This window comes from Ruminococcus turbiniformis (assembly GCF_020687545.1).
GTDB lineage: Bacteria > Bacillota > Clostridia > Lachnospirales > Lachnospiraceae > Mediterraneibacter > Mediterraneibacter turbiniformis.
The window spans coordinates 63275-78946 of the sequence record NZ_JAJEQX010000017.1 but is presented as its reverse complement, the minus strand read 5'-3'; the positions used below and the strand labels follow the sequence as shown (position 1 = coordinate 78946).

Here is a 15672-nt window from a genome sequence, read left to right as displayed (position 1 = left end):
AAGCCGGGAAGGGATAAACGCTGAAGGCATCTAAGCGTGAAGCCCCCCTCAAGATGAGATATCCCATGACGTCAAGTCAGTAAGACCCCTTGAAGACGACGAGGTAGATAGGGCAGAGGTGGAAGTGTGGTAACACATGGAGCTGACTGTTACTAATAGGTCGAGGGCATAACCAAAGCGGGAATAGGCACTCGAAAGAGTGAAAAGACGGATAGATTTTCTGTGTGCAGTTTTGAAGGTATACTGATAATTGAAAGATGGAATGAGAGTGACACCTGAAAGATTGATGAGATCTTTCAGGTGTTTTTCTGTTCTGGTTGAAGCAGACAGATCATTTTGGTATAATCCTCTCAGTATAAAAACGGATAAAAAATACGAAAGGTAAAGTCTGAAATCCAGGACAGCGGTAAAACCATGAAAGAAGTGAAAGAAGAATGCATGATCTGCAAAGCGCCATTGGAATACCTGAATGAAGATATCGAGATGGAGTGTGAGCTGTGCCATAAAAAGGAAAAAAGCAAAACAAGGTGCGTAAATGGCCATTATGTATGTAATGAGTGTCACATACAGGGTGTCGACAGCCTGATCGGTATGTGTATGAATGAAGAGTCAAAAAATCCTGCTTTGATTCTTGATAAAATGATGCGTATGCCGTTCTGTCATATACATGGGCCCGAGCATCATATCATGGTGGGAATGGCTCTGCTTACAGCCTACAGAAATGCAGGCGGAGATATAGATTTGAAAAATGCACTGACAGAGATGAACAGCAGAGGGCGGTCTGTCCCGGGAGGCGCATGCGGATTCTGGGGCGCATGTGGAGCAGGGATCAGTGCAGGAATGTTCGTTTCCATTGCTACAGGCTCAACACCACTGGACAGGGAAAATTTCGCGCTTTCTCACAAAATGACTGCGAGTGCACTGACTGCGATCGGAGACGTGGGCGGTCCGCGGTGCTGCAAACGGGATTCTTATCTGTCCATTCTCCAGGCAGTTGATTTTGTGAATGAAAATCTGGGGATACAAATGGAACAGCCGGAGATTCAGTGCGTTTACAGCAATCTGAATAATCAGTGTATTGGCAGGAGATGTCCTTTTTTCAAAAAGAAAAAGAAAATCGCATTTATCTGCGTCCATAATTCATGCAGGAGCCAGATTGCAGAAGCGCTTGGGAAGAAGTATTTATCAGACACTTATGAATGTTATTCTGCAGGAACGGAGACCAAACCTCAGATAAATCAGGATGCAGTAAGACTGATGAAACAGGAATATGGGATCGATATGGAAAAACAGCAGTATTCCAAACTGATTCAGGATATACCGGAGGCGGATATTTATGTATCGATGGGCTGCAATGTAGCATGCCCAGACATTCCCGGTAAAAAAATAATGAACTGGGGCCTGGATGATCCGACGGGACAGCTGGATGAGGTGTTCCTGGGAGTAATCAGGCAGATAGAAGACAATATACGAAAAATCGCTCAGAATATAGAAAGATAAAATGAAAATAATCCTTTGAAAATGAGATCCCTCTCCCGGACAGTCAGCTTCCACCGTATCGAAAAGGTATTTGGAAAGCATACATGTCCCGGAGAGGGATTTTAATCAATGCATCGGACACCCGTGCTCCGTCGTCCCGTTCTTTTCCCGGAGAAGAGCTCTTTCGTAGATCATTTCTCCCGTGATGCTGACAGCGATCTCGGCAGGGGTAACTGCCTTGATCGGAGTACCGATAGGAGAGTGCACGCTGTTGATCACATCCTCCGGAATACCGGCCTCGCGGAGTTTCTTCTGTGTGAAGGCGATCTTGGAGCGGGAGCCGATCACACCGACATATGCAGTCGGGTTCTGCAGTACCTGCAGCTCCACTTCATAATCGTGGGAATGTCCGTTTGTCATGATGACAACATAGTCAGACTCGGTCAGCTGGACATAGTCGGAGATCTTCAAATAATCACCGCAGATGATGCAGTCTGCCTCAGGGAAAAGTTCTTCCTGAGCAAACTCGGGCCGGTTGTCCATAACAGTGACGGAGAAGCCGGTTCTGTTCAGAAACGGCACAAGCGCCTGAGAGCAGTGTCCGCCTCCGAAGATCACTGCGCGGTCGCGCACGGTGATCGGAAGGTAGTAGGCGTCTTCTGTTTCGAGAAATTCTCTTTTTGCCGGAGCAGAAAATGTTCCGTCCAGTGAGCCGGAGAGAAGTTCGCCGTCTTTATTTAAAAGGGCTGAGACAGCGCCGCTCTTATTCATGGCAAGCCAGCCCTCGCTGCGTTTTCCGAGCAGGTCGAGAACGTTCTCAGATAATGTTTCCCATTCTTTTACAGAGGAATCAATGAACTGGAACCAGGCGGATACATCACCACCGCAGACCATGCCGATATCCTCGGCGCCGCCGCGGCGAAGTGAGAAATGCCGTATGCCGGATGTTTTCTCTCCCAGAAGGCGAACGGCCTCTTCTTCACAGTGGTGCTCAACCGCTCCGCCTCCGACAGTGCCGCAGATGCGTCCGCCGCTGCCGATGAGCATCTGTGCGCCGAGCCCGCGGGGGGATGACCCGGACTGTGCGACAATGGTGACGAGTACCAGATCATTGGAATTTTTCAGCTCCTCCGATATTTTCTGAAAGATTGTATTCATAGTAATGCCTCCTGGTAGTTATTTTTTAAGAAAATCAGTTCTGTCAAAATGCTTTCTGAACAAATCCTGAAACACAGCCTGTGCATCGGTGCAGAACGCGTCATAGCGCCGCATCAGTTCTTTTGTCTCTTCCGTAAGCCGTGAATAGCCGCCGCCTTTTCCTCCCTGCTGACTCTCCAGTACAGGATAACCGGTCTGTTCCTCGATAATGGAGATGATCTTTCGTCCCTTGCTGTAGGAGATCCCCATATACCGGCACGCCTCGGACAGGGAGCCTGTCTCCTCTGTCAGGAGCAGCAGCTGATGAGCGCCGGGCCCGTAGAAAGCGCATTCCCGCAGCAGACGAAAACGAAAGGCTGCGCGAAGCCGGGAGGCGTCGTGGTCAGCCAAAAGATCCTCGTATGACTTCCCTTTCTGAATATCAGACAGAATGCCGGGGTCATCCACATCGACAAAATGTCTTTTCAGCCCGGAAAAGGTGATTGCGCCGTCCAGACCGTTCTTCCCGGTGTATGGAAGAATTTCAGAAAAATGTTCTGCGTGCAGAAGGATCGGATGTCCTCCGCACCCGTTGTGGGCAGGGATGCAGACGTCGCCTTTGTCCGCCGCATCAATCAGTGCCTGCAGGGTGCTGACCGAAAACATTGGAACATCGACATAAGAGATCAGAACCTGTCTGCATTTATCCTGCAGATAAGTCAGCCCAAGCTTGATATTGTCCAGCATGTCATTGCGTTCTGAACTGTTGAGAAAAGTAAGCGTCATGGAAGGTACGAGCTTTGGCGTCTTGTCTTCCCTGTCTCCGCAGACTACAACGATTTTTTCGATTCCAGCTTGCTGAAACAGGACGACTGTGCGCTCGATTGCTGTGATGGTACCGATCTTTTTGTCAGGTTTAAAATTCGCTTTGCCGGATGTCTTGCCGGATGCAATGATCAGTGCAGCTGTTGTGATATGTTCATCCATTGATATGCGCCTCCATTCTTCAACATGTACTGTGTTAAGATGATTATAGCATATGCAGATGTTTTTATCTATTATCACAATCACCTGAAGACTACTCCTGAAGATCACTGGAAGCATATGCGGGAGAAGAGAGTACGGTTGATTCCCTCGCAGAGCGCACTGTTGTTCCGGTTTTCTTCAGTTACACGCATCACATGCACATGGGGATGGCACGCGATTTTCTGAAGAAACGAAGACTCGGCCTCCTGAAGAACTCCGAGAATTGGAATATCTCCATCAAGCAGCTGAAGCACAGCGGTCTGAAACAGAAGAGCATCTGCCTCGTTTGGCCCAAGTTCATCCATAATAAGCAGGCCGGGGCGCCGGATGAGAGACTCCTTAAGGATCTGACACCCCAGCTGTTCAAACCGTTCGATTGTCTTTTCACTTTCTGCACATCCGCAGACAAAGAGAAGATTATCACTGGATGGGAGGAGAGACATTCCGGCCGGGAGCATATGGACGGAAAACGTTCCGTCGAAAACTGTGTTCGTGCGCACCGTACAGAATCCGCCGACAGATCCCGGATATGGTTGAAGTATTTTCCGGATTAAGGTAGATTTCCCGACCTGCTTCCGCCCGGTCAGGAAAACGTGATCTGCCATTATAAAAAGTCCTCCTCGCCCCTTAAAAGCGTCACTTCCACTGTTTCGCCGGGCTGTTTGGAGCTGACTCCGAGCTCTGTGATATAGATTGCTCCGGCCCCGAGCGTATCCGCCATGCTTCCTCCGCCTTTCCACGGTTTCTGTCTGACACGGTAGCCCTCTTCCGTGTGATCCACATCCATCATGCAGAGAATTTCCATTGTAGGCGGCGCCGCGATCTCCTCGGTAAGTACGCCCTGTATTGTCTGCCGTTTCGGCATCGGCACATGGAGCAGGCGGTGCACAATGGCCCGGATACACCAGTCCATACCATATAATACAGCCACAGGCGGCCCTGGGATATTGATCACAGGTTTGTTGTCGATCAGGGCAGCGCAGAGCGGCTTCCCCGGAGCTGCGGCAACCCAGTGAAAGAGGGCAGCGCCGCGCTCTTCCAGAAGTCTTGCGTTGATGTCCTCCTCGCCTTTTGACGATCCTCCGTTTAATACGACTACATCTGCTTCCTTAAGCGCGCGGTCCAGAGATGCCGCCGTATCTTCCGCGCAGTCGGCTGTAACGGGATACATGACCGGTTCCGCTCCCATTTCCAGAAGCAGGTTTTCCGCAAGAATGCTGTTGCTGTCAATATTATTCCCACGGCGCACTTCTGCTCCAAGCGGAACAAGCTCGTTCCCTGTCGGAAGGAACGCAATGCGTGGTTTTCTGTATACTTCTACTTCGGTAATATTTCCCATTGCAAGGCAGGAAAGGTCAAAAGGCCGGAGCCTTCTGTTCTTCTTTGCGACCGGATCGCCTTTGCGGATTGTACTTCCGGCAGGCCGGATATTCATTCCGGATGTTACCTTTACTTCCGGCATAATCGTAAGTTTCCCTTCATCTGAAATGGTCACGGCTTCGATCGGGATCACGGCGTCGTACCGGTCGTCAAAATCATCTCCGGTATCCGCGCGGCAGAAATCCTCCCCGTTTTTCCATTCCGAAGTGTCCGGTATCCCGTCCCGGAAACGTTCAGACATCACTGCGACTCCATCCATGCAGGAAGCCCTCACGACCGGAATCGTGCAGGACGCCGCGTAATCTCTGGCGAGCACCCGGTTCAGCGCAGCGCTGACCGGTATGAGTTCCGTTTTGTCTTCCGGCGTCCATTTTTCAAACAGAGTTTCGATTACTTTTTTTCTTGTCGGCAGCTGTTCCATAACTTATCCCTCCTGATCTGCAGAACGGTATTCCGGCCGTTCCGTCTTATTTCTGACATCCCAGAGAATTCTTCCATAACATGTATCCGTGACTTCGCAGAGTGTTCCGTCCTCATCTGCATGGGATTTTAGCCATTCCAGGATCCGGCCGGCATTTTCCGCTGATCTTTCCGAGTCCGGAAGAATGCTCTCCATGATCAGATCCGCGTATTCTTCGTCCGCTCTGATCCGCGACTCCTGATGGCGGTTCTGATAGCTTGTCTCCGGATAATAGCCCATCAGATAGAGAACATTGAACTGGGAGTAAAACCAGCGTCCCGTCCACTGCGCCTTCGGACCTTTCCCGAAAAGTTCTTTTGAGATCCGGTTTTTCAGCGGGTTGTTCACGGACAGATGGGTGACGCTGCAGCAGTAGGCCCGGCTCATCCCGATAGATTTCATAAGGCCGTTCATCCCGTGGATCGCCGGAGTCATGGAACTGAACACAAGATCAAACGCGCCCCTGTATCCGGCGCTGTCAATGTCCAGTGTCTGGAAGTCGCAGGTGCGGATCTGTGCGTTCGTCAGCCCCTTTTCTCTTATATACTTCATCCCGTGCTCGGTCATCTTTGCAGAGAGATCAAGACCCAGAGCCGAGTGTACGTGCTCTGCAAATGCAGCGACGAATCTTCCCGGACCGCAGCCGATATCCACGACATCGTATTCCGGACAGAGGACGCCGCGCTGTGTAAGAAAGTCCACTGCGCTTGTTACGCGCTCGTTTCCCTTTCGGTTGCATCCCCGTTCCCTTTCCCAGACTTCCGCCCGCTGATCCCACATTTTCGCCGAGTGGTCCGGCCTGTTCGCGGGCTGGGATTCCTGCATGGAGATAAAATAGTTCAGATCGACAGCATTGTTTTCATTCATTTCTTTGTTTCCTTTCTGGGTTTTTATTCGGTTCTCTGACCGGAAGACAGATGGTTCTGCTGACACCGTACCGGTCCTGTATTGTGACGACATCCATTTCAATGTCGTAAACCGCTTCCAGATTTTCCGGAGTGATAACCTCCTTCGGTGTGCCGAATCCGGCCACCCGGCCCTCCTTCATGAGAAGCACTTTGCTCCCGATAGACGCCGGATGTTCGGGACTGTGAGTGGACATGACCACACAGTATCCCTTCGCCGCAAGGTCGGTGATTACCTCCATCAGAAGCTGATGGTTGGCGTAGTCAAGATTCGCGGCAGGCTCGTCCATGACAAACACTTTGGCTGACTGGCAGATGGCGCGGGCAATCAGGATAAGCTGGCGCTGTCCGCCGCTTAGTGCGGTATATTTCTCGTTTGCAAGATGCAGGGCGTTTACCTTTTCAAGTGCCGCGAAAGCCGCGTCCCGGTCGGCTTCCTTCGGTGTGTCAAAAGCTGCAAAATGGGACGCCCGTCCCATAACAACAACATCCAGCACCGTGTAGGAAAAGACCGGAGTGTGGTACTGGGGAATGTATGCGATCAGCTTTGCGAGCTCTTTTGGCGAGAGGTTCTTCGTCTCCTGGCCGTCAATGCGTATGCTTCCTCCCGAAGTCGGAAGAGATCCGAGCAGGAGACGGAACAGGGTTGTCTTTCCACAGCCGTTCGGACCTACAAGACAGAGGATGTCCCCGCTGTCCGCAGAGCAGCTCACCCCTTTAACAATATCGCCGTGTCCGTAACCGCCCCGTACATTCTGAATTTCCAAAAGCATGCTGTGTTTACTCCTTTTTCTTGATGATAAGATAGACGAAAAACGGCGCGCCCATGATACTTGTGACAACGCCCAGCGGCAATTCCATCGAGAGAACGGAACGGGCCACGTCGTCCATCAGAACAAGATATCCCGCGCCGAGCATGGCGCTGGCCGGGACAAGCCTTCCATAGTCGGCTCCGACAAGCGATCTTGCCATATGGGGCACCATAAGGCCGACCCATCCGATAAGTCCGCCAAGACAGACTGCGGACGCGCTCAAAAGGGTGGAGGCGACGATGAAAATCAGGCGGTAGCGGCGGATATTGATCCCCAGGCTCTTTGCTTCTTCTTCTTCCAGTGTCAGGAGATTGATCCTCCAGCGCAGGATGAGAATGACCGCCAGGCCGACGATCATGGGACCGGCACTCCAGGCAAAAGAGTCCATCGTCGTCTTCGTCAGACTTCCCATCAGCCAGAATGTGATCTGCTGAAGCACATCGTTCGGGTCCGCCACGTATTTGATCATGGTGACGCCCGCATTGCACAGCGCCATAATCATAGATCCCGTAAGGACAAGGCTAAGCGTCTGTGAATGGGCGGATTTGCGGCTGATCAGATAGGAGGCAGCCACAGCAGCGGTTCCTCCTGCGAATGCGGCTGCCTGGACCACTGCGTTTGAGGCTCCGCAGAGGATGGCAAATGCCGCGCCCAGACTTGCACCTGAGGAAACGCCGAGAATATCAGGGGAAACAAGCGGATTTCGGAACATTCCCTGGTATGTAGACCCTGCAACCGCCAGCGCCGCGCCAATGAAGGCTGCGGACAGAATACGGGGCAGCCGGATACTCCAGAAAATGGTAACCGCCTGGGGCAGTATTTCTCCCTCATAACCAAATTTGGAGAGAAATGCTTCGATCACCTGTACAGGTGACAGAGGGTAATATCCTACCCAGAAAGAAAGGATCATCACCGCGAACAGTATAATCAGCATTGCCAGCAGAAGAAGAAAATACCGGTGCCTGATCCGCGATTCATTTTTAATTTCACTGTGATTTTTATGCATAAAATCCTGCCTCTTTCTCAAAAATTTTAGTCTTATTCCGTAAAAAAATCCTGCCGTTTTCATTCTTGACACATTTCACAGGCTGTGCTATTCTTACATTCACAGACGATGTATTTTTAAAAACGATACGCTTTTAAAAATATAACATATTGCCAAAAAAATGTCAATTTTATGTAGAGATGTTCCGTTAAAATGCATAAAATTGTCAAAAAAAGCAAAGGGGGATTCAGATGAAACCACAAAAGAGACTTCTTTCCATGATTCTGGCCCTGCTTCTGACTGTCAGCATGTTTACCGGCTGTTCCCAGTCATCTGACACGTCCGAAGACACTGCAAACGTGGAAAGCGAGACCTCCTCGGAATCTGAGGAATCCGGGGATTCACAGGAAGCCGAAAGCCGTGAGATCACGGATATGGCCGGCCGTACAATGACCGTTCCCACTGAGATCGAGTCTGTATTTTCTACGGGATCGGTTGCTGCCATCTATCTGTACACGATCGTACCGGATAGGCTTCTCGGCTGGAACTACGAACTGAACGACATTGAGAAGAGCATCATTCTCGACGAGTACGAGACTCTTCCGAACTTCGGCATGGGTGATTCCGTCAACTATGAGGCGGTGATCGAGGCAAATCCGACGATCGCCCTCAACGTAGGAACGATCAACGATGCCATGATCTCCGACTGCGACGACCTTTCCGAAAAACTGGGTATCCCGGTTGTAGCTGTAGACGGCGATCTGAATGCGGCTCCTGAGGCATACCGCTTCCTCGGCGACCTGTTCGGCGTGGAAGACGATGCGGAAAAACTTGCCGCCTATGCAGAGGAGACTTTTGAAGACATCGAGAACATGGATGTTCCGGAGGAAGAGAAAGTACGCATCTACTACGGAAACGGAGAAGACTCTCTTGAGACTGCTCCCGCAGGTTCTTCCCATGCGGACATCATCGAGATGGTCAACGCTGTCAATGTAGCTGACCTTGAGCTTGGCGACGGTTCCCGTGTACAGATCTCCGCAGAGCAGCTGCTCGCATGGGATCCGGACGTAATCATTGTCAGCGGTGAGCCGAAATCCAATATGACAGGAAACGCTGCATCGGAAGCAATCCTGAATAATCCTGACTATGCTTCACTCAAAGCAGTGCAGAACGGTCAGGTATACGGAACGCCGAACGCCCCGTTCAGCTGGGTGGACCGTCCGCCTGGCCCGAACCGTATCATCGGTATCCGCTGGCTTTCCGGACTGATTTATCCGGATTACTTAAACTTCGATGTTGACGAGGAAGTGAAAGAGTTCTTCAGTCTGTTCTACCATGTAGATCTGACGGACGAACAGCTTGAAAATCTTTATAACGGAACACTGTAGATCTGAGGACGGGTAAGTCCGAAGAGTAAGAAGAAAGGGACATCCCGAAAAGCCTTGAAACGGCCTGAGGGATGTCCCTTTCTTCTGTGTCGCTGTATCCGGATTTATCTGTGTTGTTAAAGCCTTTTATGACTGAGGCGTAAAGGTCATCATACCAGTGTCGGCAAGCAGTCCGTCATCGGTATAGCCGTATGTCCAGCTCGACTCATCATAGATCTTAATACCGAACTCTATGTCCGTAATGCCGCCCAGCGAAGCTTCGTCCGGCACTGTGCTGTCGTAGAAAATAACAAGGCCGTCAGCGGAATACCTTCCCGCCGGGATGCTCCAGGCATTCAGACCGCCGCTTCCTTCCGGGACAAAACCATTAACTGTGACGTCATAGGAATCCATGACGATATCCATATCTGTTGTGTTTTCCACGTAGAGATACAGAGCATAATTCGTCTGTGCGTAGGAGGCGATATCTTTTGCCACAATGCGCACGCCGTTCTGGTTGTAGAGTTCCGTTCCCTCAGAGATGGCAGATGTATCCATACTGTCATATTCTGATGTCCGAACCTCGGCAATGTCAGAGGTGTAGAGGATGGAATTGTCATCATAATAATCGGCGGAGGAATCTCTTACCGTAAACTGGCACTCAAAGCTGCCGACTGTATCAATTCCGAGTTTGGGCAGAACTCCCAGACCGGAAGCGTCAAGAGACAGTGTCTGGTTCGCCTTTTTCCCGGCGGGGACATCACCCGTTTTCAGACCATAGGAAGAATCTTCCATATAGCAGCCGTTTACGTACAGGGCGGAAACTTCCAGGCTGATTCCATAGGAGGTGTCGTTCTCGACAAGAAATTCAGCCACCGGGGCGTTGGAATATTCGTTGATCTCTATCCCCGTCAGTGTCACTTTCAGGCCTTCCCATTCCATGAGAACCTGTTCTTCGACAGATACATCACCGGAAGAATCTGCTTCATCAGAATCTGTCTCCTCTTCAGAAGCCTCTTCTTCTGATGCTGTCTTCTGTGTGGCGTCAGAAGAACCGGTATCTGCATCAGACGAGCCGGATCCTCCGCAGGCGGAGAGGCCTGCTGTCAGAGCAAGGGATAACAGAACGGACAATACTTTCTTTTTCATAGCACTTTTCTCCTTTTCCTTCTATTTTTCCTTTTATATGGAATATTGTATCTAAATTTGAGACACGGCGTCAATATATTTCGTGCTTATAAAGCTTAAACATTTCGCGCTTATAAAACTTTATACATAGCCGTAAGACAAAGATTTTTCCTTGACAAATATTCCTGCCGAGTTTACGATTATAACACTAGCATTTTTCAGGAGGAGAGATTATGAAAAAGTTCAGGAAGGCGGCGGGTATTGTGCTTGCGTCAGCTCTTGTTATGTCGTCTCTTGCGGGCTGCAGAAGTGCGGAGAGTGATTCCCCGGATGCAACTTCATTTAAGATCGGAGGGATCGGTCCTACGACAGGGGACAACGCGATATACGGGCTGGCTGTTCAGCACGGAATTCAGATCGCAGTGGATGAGATCAACGAGGCGGGAGGAATCAACGGGTATCCGATAGAGTACCAGTTTGAAGATGACCAGGCAGATCCGGAAAAGGCAGTGAACGCATATAATACTCTGAAAGACTGGGGAATGAAAATGCTTGTGGGAACTGTCACATCGACGCCCTGTACCGCGATTGTGGAGGAGACTCATGCGGACAATATGTTCCATCTGACTCCGTCTGCCACTTCCATCGAAAGTATCCGCTACAACAATGCGTTTCGCATGTGCTTTTCCGACCCGGACCAGGGAAGAGCCTCTGCGGACTATATTGCGGAAAACGGACTGGCAGAGAAGGTTGCCGTGATTTACAACAGCTCAGACACGTACTCTTCCGGAATATATGAGCGGTTTGCTGAGGAGGCGGCCAGCGTAGGGCTTGAGATCGTGACAACACAGGCATTTACCGCTGACAGCAAGACAGACTTTACAGTGCAGCTGCAGAAAGCGAAAGATTCAGGGGCTGATCTTGTGTTTCTTCCTATATATTATCAGGAAGCGTCTCTGATTCTCGCACAGGCAAACCGGATGGGATATGCTCCGTCGTGGTTCGGGTGCGACGGAATGGACGGACTGCTCGCACTTGAGGGGTTTGACGCGAGCCTGGCGGAAGGGCTGATGTTCCTTACGCCGTTTACGGCAGATGCGCAGGATGCCGAGACACAGGAGTTTGTTGCAAAATATGAGGAGTTGTGCGGCGATACGCCGAACCAGTTCGCGGCGGATGCTTATGACTGCGTCTATGTGATCAAGGCGGCTGCGGAAAAAGCGGGGCTTACGCCGGATATGCGTCTGTCCGATATGTGCGATGAGCTGAAAACGGCGATGACAGAGATTTCGGTCGACGGGCTGACCGGCAAGCAGATCACATGGAGTGAAGAAGGAGAACCGACGAAACAGTCGACCGTTGTGGTTATTGAGAATGGAAAATACAGCGTTCTGTAGGCTGGCAGGAAAGCGCGGCCTGAATTCAGGGGTAATGCTATGTTTGGATATGTGACAATATGTGAGCCGGAGCTTAAGGTGAAGGATCTGAAAAAGTACAGAGCGTATTACTGCGGCCTCTGCAGGACATTGAAAGAAGAGTATGGGTTCATGGGACAGATGACGCTGACTTATGACATGACTTTTGCAGTGATTTTCCTTTCTTCTCTTTATGAGAGCGTCGCAGACATGGAGACGCATCGCTGTAAGGCGCATCCTGTGAAAAAACAGCTCATGTTAAGAAATGAGATTACGTCCTACGCGGCTGCTATGAATGTTCTGCTTGCATATTATCACATGGAAGACGACTGGCAGGATGAGAGGAAAGTCTCAAGCCTGATGACAAAGAGCATGATTCGCGGAAAGGCGAAAACGATCATAGAAAAATACCCGAGACAGAGCCGCGTGATCCGGGAATCTCTCTGCGAGCTTGCGGAATGCGAAAAGGAAGAGAGCACGGATCTTGACCGTGTGTCCGGCTGTTTTGGAAAGCTGATGGAAGAGCTTTTCCTCTACCGGGAGGACATGTGGGAAAAAGAACTGAGGAGGATGGGGTTTTTCCTTGGGAAGTTTATTTATCTTATGGATGCCTATGAGGATCTCCCGGAAGATCTGGAAAAGAACCGGTATAATCCTCTTCGCAGAATATACGGCGAGGAAGGGTATGAGGCGCGCATCCATCAGATTCTGTGTATGATGATCGCTGAGAGTACGGCGGAATTTGAACGGCTCCCATGCCTTATTGATGTGGACATTTTGCGGAATATATTGTATGATGGAGTGTGGAGTCGATATAATAAGATACAGATGAAGAAAAGTGAGGAACATAAAAAATGAACAAGAACCCATATGACGTGCTCGGTGTATCACAGAATGCGTCGGATGATGAGATAAAGAAGGCATACCGTGACCTTACAAGAAAGTACCACCCGGATGCCAACGTGGACAATCCGCTTGCAGACCTGGCGGAAGAAAAGTTCAAGGAAGTGCAGGAAGCATACGATACGATTATGAAGGAACGCGCTTCCGGGAATACGGGAGGTTACTCTTACGGAGGCAGCTCATCCTCGTCATCCTACAGTTATGGCGGTTCATCCGGAGGGGGCTACAACTACGGCGGATATCAGAACGCACAGCAGCAGGATCCGAGGCTGCAGGCAGCGGCAAATTACATCAACAGCAGACGCTACCGCGAGGCGCTTAACACACTGGATCAGGTACAGCCGAGGACAGCCATGTGGTATTATTTAAGCGGGTGCGCGAACGCCGGGCTCGGCAACAATGTCCTGGCGCGGGATCACGCGGCGCAGGCGGTAAATATGGAACCGAACAACATGCAGTACAGACAGCTGCTCAACCAGCTTGATTTCAGCAGCAGGAGATATCAGAACAGCCCGTATGGAAACGGTTATGGTACAGGGGGCTCCTCCTGCGGAACCGGAAATATGTGCTGTGACCTGTTTATCGCGGATCAGCTCTGTGAATGTATGGGAGGAGACCTTTGTTCATGCATGTAAAGGCAAAGACAGTGGCATTCGGCGGTCTGCTTCTCGCAATGACCGTTGTTTTTATGGCCCTTGGAAGTATTATCGAGACAAGCACGCTGTTTCTTCTCGCGGCAGCTTCCTTTTTTGTCGGGATTGTCGTGCGGGAATTCGGTCTGAAGACCGGAGGGGCATTTTACATTGCGGCAGTCCTGCTCGGGTTTATCACAGCTCCGAACAAGTTTTATGTGCTGACCTTTGCGGCGATGGGACTGTATATCTGGGGGATCGAGGCCGTGTGGAGATGGCTTGAGAAGCGTCCGGGTATGCTGCAGCGCCATAAAGTTTTCTGGATCTCCAAATATGTGATTTTCAATATCGTTTATATTCCGATTGTATTCGCATTCCGCGACCTGCTTTTCGCGCAGTCAGTTTCCGATGCTCTGATGATCGGCGTGGTCGTCGGCGGACAGATCGGGCTCTTTATCTATGACAGGGCATATGACTATGTGCAGGCGCATATATGGGGTAAGATGCGGGGGAGGTTTCTCTGAGATGGAAGGATCTGCCCCTGATGAAGAGAAGTACAAAAGCATAGATGTGCAGAAGGCAGCAGCTGCCGGGATCATTACAAGATTCCGGCGGCTGCTTTTTTGAACCGGCAGGTGCCTTTTCCGGAATTTCGGTGATTCAAACTTTAGCAATTTAAACATTATTTTGTAAATAAAAAAGGAAAAGAGCCACATTGCTGTGACTCAAAGGGGGAAAAAGTTTATGAAAAAGTGTTCTTCTTAAGAACAATTATAGTATATAAATCAGTTGTGTAAAAAGTGTGATGAAGTTTTGAATGGACTATGAACAAATTAATAATATTTTTTAAATTAAGGGGAGAGTCTGCGAGAGAAAAAGAGCCGATACACAATGGCTTTTGTCAGCCATAGCGTATCGGCGCTGAAGATTGTCTGTGTAATGAGTAATTATTTACTGATCTTCATTGACATCAGACTGTTTTCTGTGTCTGATGACGTAAATGACAAAACCGATCATTACAATGATTCCGACATAGCCGAGAAGCGGATAAAATGTATTGACAAGCCTGTCAAAGGGAACGAGTCCTATCAGCAGGGAAACAACCGTTACAATCACTGTAAGTATTTTTGATTTTTTCGTTCCGTATTCGCTGAACCTTGTGATCGTTCCAAAAAGGAAAGATACAGCAGAGGTAAGAATGCCAAGCACAAGGATAACGGCGAAAAAGATACCGAGCGGCCGGGATATCCGGATGGCCATTTCGACAAGCGGAATGGTACTCTGATAGATATCTTCGTAATTTCTCAGAAGGACAAAATCAATCAGCAGTATACAGATCCCAAGTGCCAGTCCTCCGAAAATACCGGAGAGCACGCGTACTTTTCTGTCATTTTCCTGTTTACCGATGCCGGCCAGTGTCGCAATGTTAGGAGTCACACAATAGGCAACATAGATAAACAAAGAGATTACTATATTCGGAGAGGATTTGTATACATCCGCTGTCTCAAGAATTTTGTCCGCTTCAGCGATATTCCCACTGCTGGTTATGACTGCAATTAGTCCGACGGCAAGAATGCTGATTATAATAACAGGACCGATAATTCCGTTGAAAAACGAGACGGAATTAAAGCCGAATGTGACAACGAGCGCGGTGATTAGTGCAACAAGTATTCTCCCAACGATTGGGCTGAGCCCAAAATAATCGGAGAGCGTTGTTCCGCCTCCGGATATCATCAGTGCAAAACAGCCAAACATAAAAAATGATATAACCCAGTCAACGACAGTTCCGATCCACTTCCCGCAGGTGGCACGGATAATCGGTCCATGTGAATCGGTCTTCATTCTGTGTCCGAGATCAATAGCAACCCAGCCAAGAAACATGAACAGTATTGTGACCGGAATGACAGTGATCAGGCTGCACGTACCGAAATTAGAGAAAAACTGCATGATTTCCTGGCCTGAAGCGTATCCTGCGCCTACAACGGCACTGAAGTAAACTCCTGCGTATCCAAGGACCCGAATAAACTTTCCTTTATCGTCCAT

General features: G+C 49.7%; 15 protein-coding genes and 1 rRNA gene. 7 read left to right on the top strand and 9 right to left on the bottom strand.

Annotated features, from left to right (window positions below; all coding sequences use genetic code 11):
- Both LKD70_RS10525 and LKD70_RS18640 read left to right on the top strand, forming a co-directional pair.
- A 23S ribosomal RNA gene (locus tag LKD70_RS10525) occupies positions 1-176 on the top strand; the annotation flags it as partial.
- Between the two features lie 238 nt (positions 177-414).
- A complete protein-coding gene (locus tag LKD70_RS18640; protein ID WP_320442601.1) occupies positions 415-1500 on the top strand; it encodes a DUF5714 domain-containing protein in 1086 nt (361 codons plus the stop codon).
- Positions 1501-1605: 105 nt separating this feature from the next.
- Here LKD70_RS18640 and LKD70_RS10515 read toward each other — a convergent pair whose 3' ends face one another.
- The 7 genes from LKD70_RS10515 to LKD70_RS10485 form a co-directional block, all read right to left on the bottom strand.
- On the bottom strand, positions 1606-2637 hold the full coding sequence (locus LKD70_RS10515) for an XdhC family protein (protein ID WP_227707986.1): 1032 nt from the start codon (positions 2635-2637) through the stop codon (positions 1606-1608).
- An 18-nt stretch (positions 2638-2655) separates the two neighbouring features.
- On the bottom strand, positions 2656-3603 hold the full coding sequence (locus LKD70_RS10510; protein ID WP_227707985.1) for an NTP transferase domain-containing protein: 948 nt from the start codon (positions 3601-3603) through the stop codon (positions 2656-2658).
- A gap of 104 nt (positions 3604-3707) precedes the next feature.
- Positions 3708-4247, bottom strand: a complete 540-nt coding sequence (locus tag LKD70_RS10505) for a nucleoside-triphosphatase (protein WP_227707984.1) — start codon at positions 4245-4247, stop codon at positions 3708-3710.
- Positions 4247-5443, bottom strand: coding sequence for a molybdopterin molybdotransferase MoeA (locus tag LKD70_RS10500; RefSeq protein WP_227707983.1), 1197 nt, complete (start codon positions 5441-5443; stop codon positions 4247-4249). The genes LKD70_RS10505 and LKD70_RS10500 overlap by 1 nt, the downstream gene beginning before the upstream one ends.
- A gap of 3 nt (positions 5444-5446) precedes the next feature.
- Positions 5447-6349, bottom strand: coding sequence for a class I SAM-dependent methyltransferase (locus tag LKD70_RS10495; protein ID WP_227707982.1), 903 nt, complete (start codon positions 6347-6349; stop codon positions 5447-5449).
- Positions 6342-7160 (bottom strand): ABC transporter ATP-binding protein, encoded by an 819-nt coding sequence (locus LKD70_RS10490; protein ID WP_227707981.1) that lies wholly within the window; start codon positions 7158-7160, stop codon positions 6342-6344. Before LKD70_RS10490 ends, LKD70_RS10495 begins: the two co-directional genes overlap by 8 nt.
- 7 nt (positions 7161-7167) lie before the next feature.
- Positions 7168-8205 carry a FecCD family ABC transporter permease gene (locus LKD70_RS10485; protein WP_227707980.1) on the bottom strand — a complete coding sequence of 346 codons (1038 nt, stop codon included), beginning with the start codon at positions 8203-8205 and terminating at the stop codon, positions 7168-7170.
- Between the two features lie 230 nt (positions 8206-8435).
- Between LKD70_RS10485 and LKD70_RS10480 the strand changes: the two genes are divergently transcribed.
- Positions 8436-9572: an ABC transporter substrate-binding protein gene (locus LKD70_RS10480; protein ID WP_227707979.1), complete on the top strand. Its 1137-nt coding sequence runs from the start codon at positions 8436-8438 to the stop codon at positions 9570-9572.
- Positions 9573-9698: 126 nt separating this feature from the next.
- Here LKD70_RS10480 and LKD70_RS10475 read toward each other — a convergent pair whose 3' ends face one another.
- Entirely contained in the window at positions 9699-10700 is a 1002-nt protein-coding gene (locus LKD70_RS10475; protein ID WP_227707978.1) for a hypothetical protein, read from the bottom strand.
- Between the two features lie 212 nt (positions 10701-10912).
- Here LKD70_RS10475 and LKD70_RS10470 point away from each other — a divergent pair, with 212 nt between their 5' ends.
- From LKD70_RS10470 to LKD70_RS10455, 4 genes are read left to right on the top strand one after another with little or no spacing between them, the layout of a single operon-like run.
- Entirely contained in the window at positions 10913-12076 is a 1164-nt protein-coding gene (locus LKD70_RS10470; protein ID WP_227707977.1) for an ABC transporter substrate-binding protein, read from the top strand.
- Positions 12077-12115: 39 nt separating this feature from the next.
- Positions 12116-12952: a DUF5685 family protein gene (locus tag LKD70_RS10465; protein WP_227707976.1), complete on the top strand. Its 837-nt coding sequence runs from the start codon at positions 12116-12118 to the stop codon at positions 12950-12952.
- Positions 12949-13632, top strand: coding sequence for a DnaJ domain-containing protein (locus LKD70_RS10460; RefSeq protein ID WP_227707975.1), 684 nt, complete (start codon positions 12949-12951; stop codon positions 13630-13632). Before LKD70_RS10465 ends, LKD70_RS10460 begins: the two co-directional genes overlap by 4 nt.
- Positions 13623-14153, top strand: coding sequence for a hypothetical protein (locus LKD70_RS10455; RefSeq protein WP_227707974.1), 531 nt, complete (start codon positions 13623-13625; stop codon positions 14151-14153). Before LKD70_RS10460 ends, LKD70_RS10455 begins: the two co-directional genes overlap by 10 nt.
- A 427-nt stretch (positions 14154-14580) precedes the next feature.
- Here LKD70_RS10455 and LKD70_RS10450 read toward each other — a convergent pair whose 3' ends face one another.
- Positions 14581-15672 carry a YkvI family membrane protein gene (locus LKD70_RS10450; protein ID WP_227707973.1) on the bottom strand — a complete coding sequence of 364 codons (1092 nt, stop codon included), beginning with the start codon at positions 15670-15672 and terminating at the stop codon, positions 14581-14583.